The 18,956-nt window shown below is 41.5% G+C and carries 22 protein-coding genes and 2 riboswitches; of the genes, 20 read left to right on the plus strand and 2 right to left on the minus strand.

Annotated features, from left to right (window positions below):
• The first annotated feature begins 307 nt into the window (after positions 1-307).
• The 6 genes from DTF_RS23455 to DTF_RS0113000 all read left to right on the plus strand — a co-directional run bounded on the left by DTF_RS23455 (position 308) and on the right by DTF_RS0113000 (position 4,947).
• Positions 308-985, plus strand: coding sequence for a hypothetical protein (locus tag DTF_RS23455; protein WP_051361284.1), 678 nt, complete (start codon positions 308-310; stop codon positions 983-985).
• Positions 986-1,130: 145 nt separating this feature from the next.
• Positions 1,131-1,205: riboswitch (cyclic di-GMP riboswitch) on the plus strand.
• 123 nt (positions 1,206-1,328) lie between these two features.
• Positions 1,329-2,051, plus strand: coding sequence for a GGDEF domain-containing protein (locus DTF_RS23460; protein ID WP_155890812.1), 723 nt, complete (start codon positions 1,329-1,331; stop codon positions 2,049-2,051).
• Positions 2,052-2,371: 320 nt separating this feature from the next.
• Complete coding sequence (locus DTF_RS0112985) at positions 2,372-2,803, plus strand: MucR family transcriptional regulator (RefSeq protein ID WP_027715669.1); 432 nt, start codon at positions 2,372-2,374, stop codon at positions 2,801-2,803.
• A 130-nt stretch (positions 2,804-2,933) separates the two neighbouring features.
• Positions 2,934-3,485, plus strand: a complete 552-nt coding sequence (locus DTF_RS0112990) for a hypothetical protein (protein ID WP_027715670.1) — start codon at positions 2,934-2,936, stop codon at positions 3,483-3,485.
• Positions 3,486-3,780: 295 nt separating this feature from the next.
• On the plus strand, positions 3,781-3,957 hold the full coding sequence (locus tag DTF_RS26605) for a hypothetical protein (protein ID WP_155890813.1): 177 nt from the start codon (positions 3,781-3,783) through the stop codon (positions 3,955-3,957).
• 126 nt (positions 3,958-4,083) lie between these two features.
• The gene (locus tag DTF_RS0113000; protein WP_027715671.1) at positions 4,084-4,947 is read left to right on the plus strand and encodes an ArdC family protein; all 864 of its coding nucleotides are present in this window, start codon (positions 4,084-4,086) and stop codon (positions 4,945-4,947) included.
• Here DTF_RS0113000 and DTF_RS0113005 read toward each other — a convergent pair.
• Positions 4,942-6,012, minus strand: a complete 1,071-nt coding sequence (locus tag DTF_RS0113005; RefSeq protein WP_027715672.1) for a PAS domain-containing sensor histidine kinase — start codon at positions 6,010-6,012, stop codon at positions 4,942-4,944. The genes DTF_RS0113000 and DTF_RS0113005 overlap by 6 nt on opposite strands.
• Positions 6,013-6,324: 312 nt before the next feature.
• On the opposite strand from DTF_RS0113005, the gene DTF_RS0113010 reads away from it, so the two are divergent.
• The 14 genes from DTF_RS0113010 (at position 6,325) to DTF_RS27795 (ending at position 18,663) form a co-directional block, all read left to right on the plus strand.
• Positions 6,325-6,672 carry a hypothetical protein gene (locus DTF_RS0113010; RefSeq protein WP_027715673.1) on the plus strand — a complete coding sequence of 116 codons (348 nt, stop codon included), beginning with the start codon at positions 6,325-6,327 and terminating at the stop codon, positions 6,670-6,672.
• Positions 6,673-6,766: 94 nt separating this feature from the next.
• Positions 6,767-7,234, plus strand: a complete 468-nt coding sequence (locus tag DTF_RS0113015; protein ID WP_035057019.1) for a RadC family protein — start codon at positions 6,767-6,769, stop codon at positions 7,232-7,234.
• Positions 7,231-8,241, plus strand: a complete 1,011-nt coding sequence (locus tag DTF_RS0113020) for a site-specific integrase (protein WP_027715675.1) — start codon at positions 7,231-7,233, stop codon at positions 8,239-8,241. Before DTF_RS0113015 ends, DTF_RS0113020 begins: the two co-directional genes overlap by 4 nt.
• 646 nt (positions 8,242-8,887) lie before the next feature.
• Positions 8,888-8,965: riboswitch (cyclic di-GMP riboswitch) on the plus strand.
• Between the two features lie 145 nt (positions 8,966-9,110).
• Positions 9,111-10,397 (plus strand): hypothetical protein, encoded by a 1,287-nt coding sequence (locus DTF_RS0113035; protein WP_027715677.1) that lies wholly within the window; start codon positions 9,111-9,113, stop codon positions 10,395-10,397.
• A 777-nt stretch (positions 10,398-11,174) separates the two neighbouring features.
• A complete protein-coding gene (locus tag DTF_RS0113045) occupies positions 11,175-12,314 on the plus strand; it encodes a hybrid sensor histidine kinase/response regulator (RefSeq protein ID WP_081702960.1) in 1,140 nt (379 codons plus the stop codon).
• Between the two features lie 5 nt (positions 12,315-12,319).
• Positions 12,320-13,363 (plus strand): response regulator, encoded by a 1,044-nt coding sequence (locus tag DTF_RS0113050; RefSeq protein WP_027715680.1) that lies wholly within the window; start codon positions 12,320-12,322, stop codon positions 13,361-13,363.
• A 59-nt stretch (positions 13,364-13,422) separates the two neighbouring features.
• The gene (locus DTF_RS0113055; RefSeq protein ID WP_155890814.1) at positions 13,423-13,827 is read left to right on the plus strand and encodes a hypothetical protein; all 405 of its coding nucleotides are present in this window, start codon (positions 13,423-13,425) and stop codon (positions 13,825-13,827) included.
• A 49-nt stretch (positions 13,828-13,876) separates the two neighbouring features.
• A complete protein-coding gene (locus DTF_RS26170) occupies positions 13,877-15,139 on the plus strand; it encodes an HNH endonuclease (protein WP_081702961.1) in 1,263 nt (420 codons plus the stop codon).
• Positions 15,132-15,545 carry an HIT family protein gene (locus tag DTF_RS0113065; RefSeq protein WP_051361287.1) on the plus strand — a complete coding sequence of 138 codons (414 nt, stop codon included), beginning with the start codon at positions 15,132-15,134 and terminating at the stop codon, positions 15,543-15,545. Before DTF_RS26170 ends, DTF_RS0113065 begins: the two co-directional genes overlap by 8 nt.
• A gap of 3 nt (positions 15,546-15,548) precedes the next feature.
• On the plus strand, positions 15,549-16,592 hold the full coding sequence (locus tag DTF_RS0113070; protein ID WP_081702962.1) for a phospholipase D-like domain-containing protein: 1,044 nt from the start codon (positions 15,549-15,551) through the stop codon (positions 16,590-16,592).
• The gene (locus tag DTF_RS26175) at positions 16,593-17,288 is read left to right on the plus strand and encodes a thermonuclease family protein (RefSeq protein ID WP_226989333.1); all 696 of its coding nucleotides are present in this window, start codon (positions 16,593-16,595) and stop codon (positions 17,286-17,288) included.
• A 104-nt stretch (positions 17,289-17,392) separates the two neighbouring features.
• Positions 17,393-18,025 (plus strand): hypothetical protein, encoded by a 633-nt coding sequence (locus tag DTF_RS26610; RefSeq protein ID WP_155890815.1) that lies wholly within the window; start codon positions 17,393-17,395, stop codon positions 18,023-18,025.
• 130 nt (positions 18,026-18,155) lie between these two features.
• Positions 18,156-18,392: a GIY-YIG nuclease family protein gene (locus DTF_RS26180; RefSeq protein ID WP_226989362.1), complete on the plus strand. Its 237-nt coding sequence runs from the start codon at positions 18,156-18,158 to the stop codon at positions 18,390-18,392.
• A 76-nt stretch (positions 18,393-18,468) separates the two neighbouring features.
• The gene (locus DTF_RS27795; RefSeq protein ID WP_226989363.1) at positions 18,469-18,663 is read left to right on the plus strand and encodes an HNH endonuclease; all 195 of its coding nucleotides are present in this window, start codon (positions 18,469-18,471) and stop codon (positions 18,661-18,663) included.
• 44 nt (positions 18,664-18,707) lie between these two features.
• Here the strand turns inward: DTF_RS27795 and DTF_RS0113080 are convergent, their stop codons facing one another.
• Positions 18,708-18,953, minus strand: a complete 246-nt coding sequence (locus DTF_RS0113080) for a helix-turn-helix domain-containing protein (protein WP_226989334.1) — start codon at positions 18,951-18,953, stop codon at positions 18,708-18,710.
• Between the last annotated feature and the right edge of the window lie 3 nt (positions 18,954-18,956).

The raw sequence follows: 18,956 nt of genomic DNA on the forward strand, positions 1-18,956 counted from the left end.
GGAGAGGGAACATCAACCGGAGGGGCCCAAACACAGAAGATATGGAACTGGAGTCCCGTAAGGAGTTCCGAACCCCGGCTTTTCGTTCCGGCTTGCAGTAAGTCTTTACCTCAGCATGACCATCAGAATCCTAAACAAGATTCTAACCGTCAGAAGCACAGAATAGCCTCAGGATCAATTAGTTAACAAAACGCAGGGGTAAGCCAGGGGCAGTAGTTAAGGTTTATTTTACTACCTTAAGATACTGCCTTGTTCCTCGGTGCCCATGTCGCCCCCCTCCCTGCACTCAGTGTATAATGATTCCGCCATGCTTCAGAAATCGAACATCATCAATCCTGCTACTCTGACAGGCTCTCGTCCAGGTCCAGTTCCTTATCGGCTAGACCCTCACTTATCCGTGCTTACCAAAGTCGCTCCAGAAGGCTCTCAGTGGCTCCACGAGATAAAGCACGATGGGTTCCGGATGACCATCACCATTCGCAATGGCAAAGTCTGTCTGTGGACTCGTAATGGCTACGACTGGACATACAGGCTCCGGACCCTTGCATCAGCCATAAACGATCTTGGCCTTGAGAACACTGCTATGGATTCCGAACTCGTATGCATGGATCAAGAGGGGAGAACAGATTTCGAGTTGCTACAGTCGTGTATCTCGGGAGGGAAGAGAGCCATGCCGATGCTCTACCTCTTCGACATCGTACACCTCGATTACACAGACCTCTCGCGAGTACAGCTGGTCCACCGGAAAGAACTCCTGCACCAGATCCTCATGGACAGGACCGACGGCATTACCTCCACCCTCCGCTATTCTGATCACGTTATCGGTAACGGCCACGATGTCTATGAGCAGTCATGTCGGCTTGGGTTGGAGGGTATCGTATCCAAGAGAATCGATTCCAAATATCAGGAGGGTAAGAGGTCCAAGGATTGGCTTAAGGTGAAGAATCCTGTCTATGGTAGACCGTTTAAAAGTAAGTTGAACTGAAGCAATGTAGTAAATAATAATGATGAAGACAAATATTTTTCAGCTATGGATATTTCTTGAAAATACTGAAAGAATACATATTTAAATGGTTGTGTTTTTTTGTAAAGCATGCCAAGATTTTTAGGTAATTAAACATGTAACACTCTTCCGACAATAGCAAAACTGGAGCAATCCAGTGACGCAGAGCCAAGGGTCCAATGTGGATAGCCTAGCCGCCGAAGAGAGTGATCGCTACTATTCGTTGTATTTTTGCGGAAAGTACAGAGCACCCATCTTCACATTTGAAGGTGGGTGTTTTTTATTTGTGATAAAAATTCTCCATAATAAAGGAGATTAAACCATAGTGAAAAGATTAATAAATGGAGAAAAGAAGAGGGTATTAACAGATATCATAATTTTGGGGTCCGTATCTTCTCTTGCGGTATATTTAGCTATTAATTTCAATATTTATGATTCATTTAACAGGTTTTCAAAATCCCATGAAGAATGGAATTTAGATGATATAGTTTTATCCATAACCATTATGCTTGCTGTTTCTTTTGGAGTTTTCTCATATCGCAGATGGATAGATATACAAAGACTTTTGAAGTATGCCAATTATGATAGCTTGACAGGTTTGTTTAATAGGAGAAGAGGCCATGAAATAATTAATGATGAGATAGTTAGGAAGAAAAGATATGGAAGGCCGTTATCAATGATTATGTTTGATCTAGACCATTTTAAAGAGATAAATGATAAATTTGGACACTTAAAGGGTGATGCAGTTTTAAAAGATGTAGCAACTAAGGCCACTTTTAGCATTAGGGCAACTGATATTCTTATCCGCTGGGGTGGGGAAGAATTTCTTGTTGTTTGTCCGGAGACTGACCTTGAAGGTGCAAGACAGCTGGCTGAAAGAATTAGAGGCAAAATAAAGGATATCCATTGTCCGGACTTTCCAGGAATAACCGCTAGCTTTGGTGTTCGACAGATGAAAATCAATGATGATTTCTATAGGTTTATCCATGCTCTCGATGAAAAGCTATATCAGGCAAAATCCTCAGGTAGGGATTCAGTCGTTGGCTGATACGCACCAAGTTTACCTCCTTCCAAGTAATCCTTCTCCTACTCGTTAATTCTCCGATCATCCAAAATGCAAGAGAACTCAAGTCGCTATTCCGCTATGTAAATCGGTGCAAGCCAGCAGGAGAGATAATCAACACTAGAATCCAGCTACCATGCGCAAAGAATCACGTAATGGTCAATTAGGTGACAAGGTGATAAGTAAAATATGGGCTATATTTCAAGGGTCTCCTCTTTACAAACAGGTCACTAGTAATTTTGTTGATATTGATCTATGATAAACTTTCTTATCACCTAAAAATAAAAGCCCATAGGAGAATACCGATGCCTACCTTACTTGAACTCGCAACCAACATCGTATCCGCACACGCATCCACATCTGCAATGACTCGGGAAGAACTCCTAGCAGAACTCCAGGAAGTCCATAACGCACTCTCCAAAATGGAAAAGGGAGAAGCTGTAACCGAAGCACCTGCTGCGGCGGAAGAGCAACCTGCTGTGTCCATGAAGAAGGCTTTTGGTAAAAAAGAAATCGTGTGCTTAGTTTGTGGTCGCGGAGGAATGAAGACCCTTGGCAGACATCTTCGGAGTGCTCACGACATGACTCCCAAAGAATATAAGAAACAATTCAACATCCCTGCTAGCCAGAAGCTTGCCGCTAAGGACTATTCCGAAAGTAGACGCCAGATGGCTATCGATCGTGATCTTGGTGCTGGACTGGCCAAGGCTAGAGCTGCTAGAGGGAAAAAGAAGTAGGTCCTGATCTTAGCGGGGGCTTGAGGGTTTTATTTTGACCTGAGGTTGAGTCTGGGCTACATTGGCTCCTGCTTATATCAATTAAAGCTCACGATGTCAGTTGTCATAATAATATTGAGAGTCGTAATAAATGAACTTCTTTGAATTTATTGCAAGTATCATTTCATCATTGGCTTGGCCTGTGACCCTTGTTGCTATAACCTACTACTTTAGAGAACCTTTACTAGAAATATTGAAAAATATTAAGACACTAAAGTTTAAAGATGCACAAATTGATATCACTAAGGATCTTGAAGAATTACACCTATCTTCACCACAAAACTTGAACAAAGCACCTATCACAGAAAATCAGACTAAATTAATAGACCTATCTCCTAGAGGAGCTATATTAGAAGCATGGATTGAATTTGAAAGTTTAATAAAAGAAATAGCAGTGCAAGAAGGTGTTCCAGTTAGCAGAGTTGGAGGTATGCGAGGTAATATTGTTGAATACGATTCATATACTATAATGCAACAATTGATGATGAATGAAAAAATTTCACTTGAAAACTTCAAAAGATTTGAAAAATTAAAACGAGTTCGCAACAAAGCGGTTCATGCCACCGATTTTCAAATAACCCCTGAGGGTGCAGAGACCTTTATTATGCTCATTTCAGAAATAAAGTTTGACCTACAAAATTAAGCAGTCAAATATGCAAATAGGAACATTTAAATATCAATTGAAATTGTCCAGACACAGGATTCACCGGCAAGCCCCAAGATAGATCTCTCCTAATCATTTCCTCCCAGCAACTGTACCCACCTCACATATCCATATCCTCCAGAGGGACCCAACCTCTATATAAAGGAAACGGGACTCCCAAGCCTATATAGCAACCCCACCCCCTGTTTCTCAGAGCCCTTCGGCATAAAGCCGTTGGGCTTTTTTCTTTTCTGCATAACGTACATCAATCCTAACGTAGAAAGGAGTTAAAAAAGTGAAAAGTGACATTGAGCTTTACGACATCCTCACCCAAGCAAAACGAAACATCATCTGGGCAGAACAAGAAAAAATCGACATCACCACCCGCATGCACCTCGGAACATCTCAACATCTAATTGAAATCGTCCAGGCATGTCTCAAAGAAAGATTCACTGCAAAGCCCTCCAAGTAATCTCCTCATCAAATCCCTCCAGCAACAAGCATCCAATCAACCTCTGAACTAATGCCACTACACGCCATCACTGCGTCTAATCCAGGACAAGGGATACGTGCGCCTATTCCACAGGAGGAGTCCATCATGAGCAAAGTCTATGAGATCGTAACCAATCAGATCATGCATCTACTGGAGCAAGGAGAGATCCCATGGTTGAAACCATGGAAATCCAGCGGAGGAGCAAGGAATCTCATAACAGGTAAGCCTTACAGAGGAATAAACCAATTCTTACTTAACTGCTCACCCTATCAATCCCCATACTGGTTAACCTTTCGTCAAATACAGGGCAAATTTGGAAGCCTGAAGAAAGGTTCTAAGTCCCAGTTAATCGTATTCTGGAAATGGATAGATAAGAAGGATAACGATGACCAAGACACAGAATCCACTACCGGCAAGATTCCACTCCTCAGATACTACAACGTCTTCAACCTGGAGCAGACTGAAGGCATATCACACCCACCGCAAGAAACCACATCCAATCCCTTTACACCCATCGAGCAAGCAGAGCAGATCATCGAGAATATGCAGAACAGGCCAGATATCCAGTATGGAGGAGATCGAGCTTGCTACAGTCCCATGCTGGATTATGTGAAGCTACCCACCCGAGAATCCTTCCACTCACCAGAGTCCTTTTACGCAACAGCATTCCACGAGTTAATCCACTCCACAGGACACGAGAAGCGCATAGGTCGTAAGGGCATCGCTGATCCTACCTACTTCGGCGGTCACGCTTATTCCCAAGAAGAGCTGGTTGCCGAGTTCGGAGCGTCAATGTTGGCCGGCATTGCAGGAATCGAGCAGGAGACAATAGAGAATCAGGCAGCATATATCCAAGGATGGTTACGAGTGCTCAAGGGAGACAAGAAGTTAGCTATCATCGCAGCAGGACAGGCGCAAAGGGCAGCAGATTACATATTGAATAATGGAGAGGCCGAGATTCACCTATGACCCCTTGGGGAGATGTATCGTGAAGGATGTTTCTTCCTTATCACTAGAAACGTAAATTCGACCATCGTGAGCTTCCATAATCAAACGAGAAATGTAGAGACCCAGTCCAGTACCACCTTTGTTTTTGCCTACAGTAGTGATGTAGAATGGGTCGAAAATGTAGTTGAGGTCTTCAGGTTCTATACCATGACCTTGATTTGTGAATTTTATCATAATCCCCTTAGTATTCTCCCATAGTGTAATGAAAATTGTTGTACCTTCTGGGGAATATTTTATTGCATTGGTAAGAATGTTGAAGAAAACACGTTTTAATCGATAATTATCAGCCTTTACAGTAGTTAGTATAGAAGGTCCATCAAGATGTATTTTATGTTTTTTCATGGTTGGTTCGATCTGGGAAACCACATCTTTTATCACATCAATAAGTTGAATATTCTCTTTTTCTAACTTAAAGTTGCCACTCTCCAGTAGCATGCGGTCACTCATCTCTTTTGTAAATGCTTCAAGTTGTTTAACCGCATCAATAATAGCTTTTACTGATCGATCCTCAGTTTTACCCATGTTGATTTTAAGAATTTCTGCGTGGCCAAGGATAACGGTGAGCGGTGTTCGTATGTCGTGTGCAAGTAGGTTGTAGTAATCATCTGCTTGTTGTTGTCGGCGCATCATTTCGCTATGGTCAGTAAGAACTGCAACTGTAATTCCCTTATCTTTTCTTCGCACGTTGAATAACACTGGTAGAGTGCTTCCATCTGGACGCTTAAGAATCACCTGTGTTGGTCCTTTTATGGTCCCATTGCTAAATGCTGCAGCAAATGGTTTGCTTTCCTGTGGTATCTCTTTACACGATCTGTAATGCATTCTTAAAGGCAATTGTTCTGCCTTAACGCCATTCATGGCATCATGAGAAATGCCTAACAGCTTCTCAGCAGCTAAATTGCTGTAAGCAATGATTCCGTCCTCACCTATTACTAAAATGCCATCATGGGTTGATTCAAAAATATCATGCAGGAGGTCACTTTCTCCAAGAAGGATGTCTATCTGTTCGCGGCGGTTATTCGACAATTTTTAAATCTCCCTTTTTGTTAGTGATTTAAAGTAATTATACCACCTAAGGAAACAAAGTCACTGTGTAAGGGGGGGGCAAAGACCACTTGTCCCTCCCGTAACATTCAGAAAGGAGGTAAGGCATGGGAGATGCTGCTCACCCGAAAAGGTCGGAGTTCTTGAACTTAACAGAGGAGGAAAACCATTGATGATCAAGTACGCTCCGGAGGATGGCAGGGGCTAGAAAAAGAAGAGAATCCAATTACAGGAGGGAAAGGGGCAGGCTATTAAGCTGAGCCCCTTTTCTCGTTTTAGAGAGGAGGTTTCACAATGACACAGATCCAGCCAACTATCCGCACCATGACATGGGAAGAAGCACAGGAGTTCGGCTACTACCACCAAGGCTTAATGCTGGAGCACGGATGCGTTTCCTACAGGCTCTCAGCAGGAACAGCAGACAACATCCACTGCTTCAAATCCGGAGTAACCCTCTATGTGTTAACCATCAACAGCAGACTCGATTATGTGGGACTGGATACCTACATGGGGAGTGAGCAAGATCCCGTGGACAGCATCTTTCTCCAAGGTTCTTGGGCTATAGAGGAGTGCGTAGGAGATAACTGGAGATCCCTACCACTCCCAACCTTGCTGAGCAGATTAATTCAAGATTTCGCATAACAACTGAACAACAGCAGCAACATCAACTGAAGGCGGTGAGCCCTATCCATCCAGGATAGCGTTCCCGCCTTTTGTCATTTAAGGAGATATCACCATGACCACCAAACCCAAGACCCTCAGATTCAAAATCATCAAATCAGTATTCGAGACGCTGACCATCAAGGAAAGCTCACCCGAGTACCCACTGAACAGGCGCATATCCTGTTCTAACGACGTATTCAACCTGTTCCGCTATCTGAGTTCCGAAACCAAGGAGCACTTTATCTCCCTACATCTCGACGCTAAGAACAAGATCCAATGCATCGACACCGTTTCTGTAGGCTCTCTCTCGGCCTCGATAGTCCACCCACGCGAGGTAATGAAGAACGCACTCTTATCCTCTGCAGCAGCAATTGTTCTGGTACACAACCATCCTTCGGGAGATCCGACACCAAGCAGAGAAGATCTTGAAATTACTACTCGGCTGAAGGAGTGCTGTGACCTATTCGGGCTAAGGCTACTCGATCATCTTTGTATCGGCGATGGGCAGTTTGTCTCTTTTGCTGATAGGGGGCTGATATGAGCGTCTATAAGCGAGGAAAAGTGTTCTACATGAATTTCACTTTGAATGGCATCCGAGTATTCAAGTCTACTGGGATGACCACCAAGCGAGAGGCCAAAGCTATAGAGAATACAGAGCGCCACAGGCTCTTGAAGGAATCCAGGCAATCACCTCAGGAGAAAAGATCAAAGACCCTTTTGCTGGATGCAGTCGAACTGACTTACGAGGCGAAGTGGAAGCATGGGAAAGATTCAACCAGGTCATACAGGAGAGCATGTAACCTGGCTGAGCTGATCGGTAACGTCCCAGTAGGCAAGATAGACGAGGACACTGTGCAACAGTTAACCCGGAACCTGGAGGGCAGGGGGAGTAAGAACGCGACTATCAACCGCTACCTTGCATCCCTCAAGACAATCCTCAAGCAGATGAAGCAGCAGACAGATTTCATCCATTTGAGAAAGGAGCCCAAGGGTAGGATAAGGGTTCTCTCCAAAGAGGAGGAACAGGAGGTATTGAAGCTTCTGCGTCAGGACCATGGAGGTAGACGGATCTACTATGCGGAATTTGCAGATCTGGTCGAGGTACTTCTTGGAACTGGTATGCGTTTGTCTGAAGGCTTGGAGTTGCTCTACCTGGATGTGAATTATGCAAGTGGCATGATTCATATTTGGCGAAACAAGGGAGATCGGCCGAGATCGGTGCCAATGACCAAGAAGGTCAGGAGCATCTTGCATGCAAGACAGAAAGCCAACCCAGAGAAGCCATTTACCTTAAAAGAGCATCAAGCAGAATCGGCTTGGGCCTGGATACGAAAGCAGATCGGGCTACAGGGTGACAAGGAGTTTGTGATTCACTCGGCTACTAGGCACACCTATGCTTCTCGCCTGGCAAACAAGGGGGTGGATATTTTCACCATCAAGGAACTTTTGGGACACTCCTCTATTACTACCAGCATGATCTATATGCATCTGGACCCGAGTAAGCTGGCACATGCGGTAGCTGTTTTGGAAGAGGAATCCGAGGAGTAACGGCTGATTGACTGGCTTTACCGGTGGCTATGACGGATGTGATATCACACGAGAGGAGCAATACAGCTGGTGGGCAATGAGAGATATGGGTGGTGAGGGGAAGGCGAGTCTGTCCCTCCAGTGGTGGAAGTCAACAGATAAAATGCAGGCCCTGCTTACGCAGGGGTTCCGCTTGTCTAGCATGAATTAAAAAGTCAATTCACGCTAGCCAACCGGGATGATGAAATGCCTGCCTCCGAGCATTGAAAATATATAAATCAGCAAACAAGTAACATCATATCTGTAGCACGAACTTGCAACTAGCAGTATTAGCGTAATAACTAGAGGATTTGAAATCCCCTGGCTGTCAATATAAGGGTTTCAGATAGATAAAAAAAGAAGGCAGGCTGTGATGTCCAGGAGGGGGGGGAGGACAGAGCACAACCTACCTTCAGCAATAATAGTAGGCGCAGTTTACTCTGGGAGTCAACGGGAAACTTGTTAGGCGGGTGTATACGCCCAAGGGAATTAGTTCTGGAAAATGAGAGGAATTTGTACTAGCATGCTTCGCACATGTAATTCCAGCAGGAGAGCTGTCCCATTCTTGTCCCGCCGCTTATAAGGGGCTTGCAATAGAGCTCCGGCCACAGGTCCACAGCACGTGTTTTTCCGATAAGAGCAAACCTAGGGCAATCTAGGGACGCAGAGCCACGGATCCATTCACATGGATAGCCGAGCCGCCGAAGAGAAGCTAATCTTTCTGCATGCAGAAGGCTTTTGTGCCCATCTTCGTATTGAAGATGGGTTTTTTAATGCTTGCTACTGCTAAGAGGTTGCAGAAGATCTTATAATTCCAGACTCACTAAGAGTGATCAGGACAGGAGGGTAAATTGCCAGTCAATTTAACAGAAGTTTTTGGAGTGGGTAATTCATTGGTTAAGTCCTATGTTGAGCGGACCGATGTTGACAATAAAATGAAAATGGCTATCCAGTCAGATAGGCAAATAGTTGTATATGGAGCCTCAAAACAAGGTAAAACAGCATTAGTCTCTAAATATGTTGATTACGATGACAGCATAGTTGTAAGACTAGCTCCGAACAGTGAATTGGCAGGCGTTTACCATAGCATTCTTAGGCAAGCAAAAATTATAATGAGGACCTCTTATACGGAAGGGACGGGAAGTCAAGTTAAGTCAGAAATAAAGGCGAAGATCAAGGCTGCTGTTGCTCTGTTTGGATCTGGAGAATTGGAGGCAGTCGGTGGGGCTTCTGCTAACCGAAATACCTCAAGCAGTTATCAGGAAATTGCCTTCAATTTAGAATTGGCACAGGACATTGGAGAGTTGCTTCAAAAGGTCAAGCTCAAAAAAATGATAATCTTGGAGAATTTCCATTATTTGTCAGAGGAAGTCCAAAAACAGTTCTCGTATGATTTGAGGACATTTCAAGAAATAGGAATAAGATTTATTATTCTTGGTGTATGGCGCGAAAAGGATAGGATGTCTCAATATAATGGTGATTTGCTTGATAGGATTGAGGAAATCGCAGTTGAGCCATGGGAAGAAAAAGATTTCTTTAAAATAGCTATGAAAGGTAGCGAATATCTTAATATCATTTTTTCAAGAGAAATAATCGAAAGGTGTTCTAAAGCCTCATTTGGCAGTGTGGGTGTATTTCAAGAACTTTTAAAAGAGGTGTGTTGTGAATCTGGAGTTTTGGATGACTCTGGAGGCTCTATAAATATAGATAACCCTCTATTCGTACAAAAGGCGATAAAAACCAAAACAAGGGCATATTCAGGACGTCATCAAAGAGCCTTAGAGTCCTTGGCTTCAGGATTAAGTAATAGCTCAACATTGTTTCTAAACTATTACCTTGTTAAAGTCTTGTTGCTGAATGGATATGATTACGTAAATGGAGGAATATCAAGAGAGACCCTACATCAAAAAATTAAAGATGTTCACCATTCTGGAGACGATATCAAGGTATGGAATATAACATCTCTCCTTAATAGTCTTGCCGAATTGCAACACAAAAAGGATATAAATCCACCAATATTGGGATATGATAATAATACAAGGCTACTGCAAGTCGTAGATTCTACATTTAATTTTTTTATGAAACATGCAAATTTAAATACGATAATACATGAAATTGCAAATCCATTAAGATCATGAATTTAAGTTTGTTTTAAATGGGATGGTACCGATCCTAAACTATCTTCAAGGAGTCATAGGGGCGAGTCTCTAATTTATAAAGTCTATGTCAAATTTCGAAGTTAGATCAGAATTAGTTCTGGAGAATTAGATTAATTTGTAATAGGATGCCGTTTAGACATTGTGATGCAGCAGGGGAGCTGTCCGGGATTTTGGGCAGTAGCGGAGGCTGGCATATGTATGGTTTGAGAGGTGGGAAAGAAAGATGCATTTGTGCTGGTCGCATTTGTACTCTCGCCCGTAATGAAAACTTCAGAATAGATATGTAGCAGCCCTCTTGGTCCGTGTGGATCTTGAGGGCTTTTTTGGTCTACTCACGAGGAGGGGGAATATGGAAAGATGCGACATGCTGGATAACTGCAAGCTCTACCAGAAGCACCAGGACACTGAGGATGAGCTCTGGATGCGGATAAGAGATCAATATTGTAATGGCTCTGCATATAAGCAGTGCAGCATCAGGAACCATATAAAGGTGTATGAAGTGAACACAACGAGAAGTGATCGCCCCAGCAGGGGAGCCGCCTGAGTTTCTGGGCAGAAGCAGAGGCTAACATATGGTTCGTTTTGATAGTGAGGGAAGAATTTATAACCATGGGCATACTTGCGTCAGCGCTTGCCCGCTAGTCTGTGGCGGAAATTATATTAGGTATGTAGCAGCCCCTAAAAGAGTTAGATGACCTTGGGGCTTTTTTCTTTCTATATAGAGAAACATACGGTTATTTCCTAAATAAGTAAAAAATGGAATTCTATATGGCAAATAGATATACAATATTAGTAGTAGATGACGAACGCATAATGATTGAATTAACAGGAATGGTTCTAAGGTCACATAATTACAATGTTATAACTTTTTCAAAAGCAATTGAAGCTTTTAATTATGTTAAAGAGAATAATGTAGATTTAGTATTAGCTGATTATATGATGCCAGGTATGGATGGTGTAAGTCTCCTGAACAAAATTAAAGTCTATAACAAGTTAATCCCTGTTATTATTATGACTGGGAAGGGATCGGAGGAGATTGCAACTGGCATAATGAAGGCTGGCGCAAGCGACTACATTTTAAAGCCTTATAGTAATCAAGATCTTATTGAAAGGATAGAACACGTCCTATATGTTTCACAAATTGAGAAACAGAATCAAGAATTAATTAAAGAAAAGGATTCGATAATTCATCAACTTATTAAGCGAAATGAAGAAATTGAGAACAGTTTAAGCCTCCCTAATGACATTGAGTTATTTACAAGATCAATTATCCATGATCTAAATAATAGTAATACATTAATTCATCAGCTTGCCTGTGCTTTGATTAAAGATATTGAAGGTGATGTCGAAAATAGTAGATTGTTTAAATATCTCAAAAACATTGAAAAAAGATCTACTATTATGGGTCAAGATCTTTTCAAGCTAAGAGCTATTATGCATAATAATTTATCTGTCAGGAAGAAGAAATCGAGTTTAAAAAGTATTTTAAATGAAGCCATTGAAATAGTATCGTTTGAAGAAGTAAAAATTAAAATTTATTACGATAGTAGTATCGATGAAATATACTGTGATTATAATTTATTAGTTTTGCTTTTAAGGAATTTAATTGAGAATTCGGTACAGGCAATGCCTGACGGTGGAACTATATGCATTCATGTGTATGAAAGTTCCGGAAATACAATTCAGTTTAAAATAAGAGACGAAGGTTGCGGCATTTCTGACATTTATTTAGATAAGGTTTTCCAAATTGATTTCTCAACAAAATCCGATGGGTGTGGTCTAGGCTTATATTTAGTAAAAGAAATTGTTAAATTACACAATGGCAAAATAAATATACGATCTGAAATTAATAAATGGACTGAGATAAGCATGCAGTTTCCCGTTGAAATGGAGTAGTTGACATGTTTAAAATTAAGGCATTGATTGTAGACGATGATCTAGATTGGCTCTCCTTATTGAAAGATGTTCTTGAGAGCAAGGAGAATGAAATTTATTTGGCATCTTCAAGTTCATCAGCATTAAAGGTCATCGAGAGTGAAGTTGTAGATGTAGTATTTTGTGACATAAAGATGTTGTATAGAGTCGATGGTAATAAAACTGTAAAAAATGGTGGTCTTTTTTTGGCTAAGAAAATAGTTGAGGAGTTTCCAGCCACAAAGGTAATAATTATAACAGGATACGGATCAAAAGAATTTGCAGTGGATTCGATACGTGTTGGTGCATTCGACTACTTGGAGAAAGACAATGCTATAATTGAAAATATCAAAGAATCAATTGAAAAAATAAAGACAATAAAATTGGAAAATTTAGCTAGGCCAAAATTATTGGAAAAAGATATTTGTTATGAAGAAGATTTAAATGGGATATGTGAAACAGATATTTTTACGATACATATCAATAAGAATTGGTCTGTAGAGGAGTTTATAAAACTTCTAAGTTCAATAAAAGATATCTACAATATATTTTACTTAATAAAGCACGATAATATATCAAAGGCATCCTTATATGATCGTGATTATTTAGCCAAAGTATGCATTGCTCTTAAGAACAACCTTTTTGAAAAGAATATCACAAGTTTAAAAGTTTCAAGCATAACCTATAATTCCCCTGGTAAAATTTCGTTTAAGGGTATAGGTGAGCCAATAAGAGAGCTGAAAGATTTGATTCTTTCACTGATAAATATAAGAAATGAATATAAAATGTCTAAATTGAAAGTAGAATCTTTACAAAAAGATGTCGATAGGAAAGAAATAGAAAATAACCATTTCAGTTTGCAAAGTAATATCGGTTACCAGATGCAAACCATTGAAGTAGTTAATAAAAAGGTGGATCTTCTTAAATCATTGGGGTTTAAAGAGGATCAGATCAAACAGGTTTTACATTGTTTGGATCACGATATAGAAACAATAATACTTAATATTGAATCGGAAAAATTATCAATGTGACATAAGGAAAATTGAAGTTCTAAATGTGTAATCCTATCCTTAGGAGAATATTTTGTGAAATGGTAAAAAAATTCAAAAAACCTAATAAGAGAAGAAACAAGAGGGCCCAGGTAAACAGGAGTGGCTTTATGAAGCACCTTATCTCAATTCTGATTGCATTGTTATTTATCCTTCCAGGTCCAGCCTATTCTCAGACCTGTGACTGCGATATCTCCCAGAGGAAAGTAGAGGCATACGATGCCCTGCTTGACCTCGATCCGGCAGAGCAAGCCGAAGCAGTCCTTACCCATCTGCCTTGGGGAGTTCCAGTATCCCCACTATCCGCAACAAACGAACACCTCCTGCACCAAACCAATTATATTCTCCACTACGACGATGATCTCCGTGTTCCCATATGGGCTGCTTACAGGTTACGCAAGCAAGATGTAGAGGCTAACCTGGAGCGCATTGAAATTTTATCATGATTCACTCATTCTTTGAAATTATAGCCTGATTTATTCTTTCGGAGTTTTTATGTTCGCAATATCCCCTACTGACATTAAGTGGTTTAGATTTTTAAAGAACAATTCAATTGATCAAAATGTTAATTTCTGGACTCCAACCCCTTGGAATTTAACTAGACTTAAACATGGTGATAGATTTTATTTTATGCTCAAATCTCCAATTAGAAAATTAGGAGGTTATGGTGTATTTAAACAATATGAAAACCTTTCAGTCAATGAAGCATGGATTAAATATGGTCTAGGCAATGGGTGTGAGACGAAAGAAGAGTTTCTGAGCAGATTGTTTGGTTACACCGATCGGCATACTGACCATCCCTTAACTTCAGGTTCTGAAGTTATCGGTTGTATTGAGCTAGAGGATTGCATTTACTGGAAAGACAGTGAATACAAAGTTCCAGAAGAAAATGGGATTTCTTTTCCAAGACAAGTAGTAAAAATAAAATATTTTGATATTGATGATCCGTTTTTACAGGCGAGGCGTTCTCACTCAACTGCTGAAATGAATTCACATTCTTGGACCATCGATGGATTTAATATTGCAGAAAAAGTCCTAGATAAGTCTACCTTCCTTCACAGAGGAACTGGTATTCCTATTGATATAAGAGGGTTTTTCATTGCAGGTGCAATGAGGCAAGGGGAAAGTCGACCTGTTACGCTGATATATCAAGGAAGAGGGTACAGAGCCCACATTGACATGGAGGCCAGTGAAACAGCAAGGACTAGACTTTTTTGGGAGTCTGAATTCTCAATCCTCCTCCGGGAGACATTCCCTCATCACTTTGCCCTATATGGCCAAAACCAAAAACCTGAATCCAATATCGTGCTTCGCCTCACGAGGATTGACGGTTATGAAAAATATCAAGTCTTCTTCTCTGGCGAGGTAAGCGAGCATATGGCTGTAAATGATATAGAGGCAGATATGTTGGAAGAAAAGGGGCCAGCTAAGGAGGGTGCTGTTAAGGAGTACTACGGGAAGCGATATGAGCGCAGTGCAGTCAATAGGCAACAAGCTATCAAGCATCATGGCCTAACGTGTATCTGTGGTTTCAACTTCGAGAAATCCTATGGTGCCAGGGGAGCCGATTTCATCGAGGTCCACCATATAAAGCCAATCCACACCTATCAGCAAGAACAACACGTAGACCCCAAGACCGACCTCATCACCGTATGCTCCAACTGCCATAGAATGATCCATAGAGATCCCAGCAACATTCTCAGCATTGAAGTTTTGAAAACGATCCTTTCAGATCATAGGGGTACTCCCAGTGAGTGAGGAGTCAGCCCGTTATAAAGCTCCCGGTGTTGCCGGCTGCATCTTCTGCTCAAAAGAAATCACAGAGAGAATAGTCGCCACCCGTGGGACCGTGTTCGCCATAAAAGATAAGCACCCTGTAACCCAAGGACATTTACTCATAATCCCCTACAGGCATACAGAAGAGTACTTCACGATGACCTCAGAGGAGAGGCAACACGCAGAAGAGCTGCTAAGACAGTTGCGGAAGAAAGTGCTCCAGGAGGACCCGAGCGTTAAGGGGTTCAATATAGGGATGAATTGCGGAGAAGTTGCTGGTCAAACAGTGATGCATGCACACATACACCTAATCCCCAGGAGAGCAGGAGATACACCTGAGCCAAAAGGTGGAGTAAGAGGGTGTGTTCCGGAGAAGATGGGATATTAAAATATGAATTTAAGGGAAAGCTTTTATTTCAGAAGCATAGATCGAAAGTGGAAAAAGGAAATTTCAGGGGTCAAGGGTAAGCTCATTGTGCTATCTCCGTATATTACATCTAAAACAGCCGAACTCGTATTAGATAAGTATTCTGGTGAAGAGTGTGATGTCTATACAACATTTAAGTCTGAATCATTTATATCAGGAGCATCATCTCTTGATGCTTTGAAAAGCATTATAAAAATGGGGTTAAGTTTATGGGAAATTCAAGGACTTCATGCAAAAATGATTATTTCTCCGGATGGATTCGCAACAATAGGAAGTCAAAACCTCACGTTTAAAGGAACAAAGAATCTGGAAGCGAGTATCTATATAAAGGATAGAGAACAAATAAACCACATATTAAACAACTTATCGAAATGGCTCTCGTTGAGGAGAGAAATAACACTCCAGATGATTCTTGATTTGGAAGAAGCCTTAACTGAGATAAGAGATGATTACCTTGATATCATTCAAAAACTAGACACATTTGAACACCTTATAAGAGAAAAAGAAGATTTACGAAGAATTAAGAATGAAATATTGGCTATCAAGAAAGCAATTAATGAGCATAAAGAGATGAATTCGCTGGATATAGCTAAGGATTTTATCCGAAGTTCCGCTTGGTGGCTGAAACATCCAACGGGTCCTGTTCGGGCACCATCTCACCAATATAATATTTATTCGACAGATAACGAGTTTAGAATTGACTTCGGTGCAAATACATTTTTAATTACCAGAGCCATTGATAGATGCATTAGAACTATACATGATTACATAAATAAATCAGACAGTGAGCTGCTTTCAGAATTAAAAAACTTGGAAACTAAACTATATATGAATGTACAAGGAGCAGTTGCTGGGTATGACGGTAAAGAGTATTCTGGATTCTATCCATTGGAAGGAAATGATCTAACTTTTGGAACACAATCAATTGATGTCAAGGATTTCCTACAGTGCCTGTACAGGTATGTTCCTTTCCATAAAATTTTAGCTCTAGGGTCCACAATTAATTAGATGATTGAATCAATTCGATTTATTTTAACTTCAGTTGCTTTGGTAGTCTATGCTTCACATTGCTTTGCAGCATCCTTCCAAGGAATGCTGGTCAAGATTACCGATGGAGACACAGTAGAAGTCCTACACAACGGCAGAGCAGAACGCATAAGGCTCCATGGCATAGACACTCCTGAGAAAGGTCAAGCATACGGCAACAAGGCCAAGCATTTTGTCTTGGATATCGCAGCACAGAAGATCGTCACTGTAGAGGTCAAGGATACGGATCGGTACGGGAGGACGGTAGGTGAAGTTATCCTTCCTGATGGCAGGAGCTTAAACAGGGAGCTAGTCAGGGAAGGGTATGCCTGGTGGTATAGGAAGTACAGCAATGATGCTTCTCTGGGAGTGCTTGAGGCAGAAGCGAGAGCTGCAGGGAAGGGCCTATGGAGAGACAAGAACCCTGTACCGCCTTGGGTGTGGAGAGCTGCTAAGAGGAATGGTGGAAGGGCAGACCCACAATCAATTACTCTCTCGGCATCCTCATCAGCAAAGCAGGCTACTTCAGCTAACGTTTACCACGGCAATACCAGTAGCCACGTATTCCACCAAAGCACATGCAAGCATTACAACTGCAAGAACTGCATAAAAGTGTTCTCGTCACGAGCAGAGGCGATCAGTCAGGGGTATAAGCCTTGTGGCATCTGCAAGCCTTAAGGTGCCTGGTGAGGAAAAGAGATCTGTTGCCGGAAAAATGTGGCTGAGAAGGTGAGAAGACCTATATCAATTCAGGGAAGTAAGACTGCATCAGGAAGTCCTGTATGATTAAGTACTCTGCAATTATAGTGACAATAAGTAGTGCGGCTCTTTACGCTCTTGGTCTAATGTTTTACCAAGGCTATTTAAATGAATTTGGAATCGAAGAATCTCTTTTCCCTTTGTCATTTGATAGAACCCTCTTTCACGGATTCATTGCATCCACAAACATGGGTGGTAAAGCCATTGGGTTATATTTGTTAGCCGCAGAAGGGGTTGTTTTAACTGCTGCAATTGGTGCAACTTTGCTAAAGCTGGCACGTCAAAAATTCCATACACGAACCAATTTGAATAGGAGTACAGATACCAAAGGAATTTGCGCTTCTGAAGAAAAACGTGAAGATGATTTTTTGACGTTCTCATATAAAATGTTTTTATTTGCAATTGGTGTAGTGGTAGTTTTTTTTGGATTTATTTTCGTACTAAATTTTGCAAGTGCATCAGGAAGAGAAGTAGCACAAAAATTTAAAGAAAATGTTAAAAGTGGTGATCGAACTAAAGTTAGTATTCAACTCAGAGATAGCAACGATGTGATTATAGCATCCCCAATAGTTTGTAATCAATTTCAGTGTAGTTATTTTGATGGAGAAAGTTCTCTGATAATTAACTTATCTGATATCAAAAATATTATAAGATAATGACCATGAGCGGAATTTGTGAACTATAACCATGGGACTAATTACACCAGAAGATAAGCGGCCTTCAGGATGGCTTGGCACTTGGACCCCTCAAGAACTTTATTCGAGTTCAGGAGACTGGTATGTCTACATAATCCTCTGTTCAGATGACTCCCTCTATACCGGAATTACCACGGATATCGAAAGACGGTTTCGGCAGCATGAGGGAAGAAAAGGAGCTAAGTATTTCCGAGGAAGGCAACCCCGGCAAGTAGTCTATCTGGAAGGAGGCCACAGCCGATCCACAGCGTCCAAAAGAGAAGCAGAGATAAAAGCGATGGGGCGATCTGAAAAGGATTTGCTAGTATCTCAAGCTTTTGGCATTTGAATGGAATGTAATTAGGCGATTGGAAGGGGTCATGTCTGCTAGGAATTCAAGAGATAAGAAGGCGCTGAAGAGGCGCATGTTCGATAATCAGAAGGTCAGGGGGTATGTGCCATGTCGCTATTGTGGCAGAAAGCTTACTTTTGCCCAAGCTACCCTTGACCACATAAACCCACTTTCCAGGGGTGGAGAATGGATGCAGAGCAATCTAGGGTTTGCATGTAGAGCGTGTAATAGTGCTAAGGGGAATAAGAACTTAATTGAATTGGCGTAGTTAGCCCAGCAAAATTATGCACAGGAGGGGTATATGAAATCGATCTATTTGAGCCTGCCGATCTCCCGCATGAAGTCCTCAAGCGGATAATCCAGAGCATCCAGCCAGTCACAAAGCTCTATAAAATCCAACCTTCGTTCAAAACTCTCAACCCTGGAGATATCCTGCTGATTCCACTGTAGGCGTTCTCCGAGCGTAACCTGAGATACCTTCTTGGCTTTCCTCACCTGCTTCAGATGGTTAATCATTTCGACATATCTAGGATCATGGATGCTCTTCATGAGCGCCATAAT

This window comes from Desulfuromonas sp. TF (assembly GCF_000472285.1).
In the GTDB taxonomy this organism is placed as follows: Bacteria; Desulfobacterota; Desulfuromonadia; order Desulfuromonadales; family ATBO01; genus ATBO01.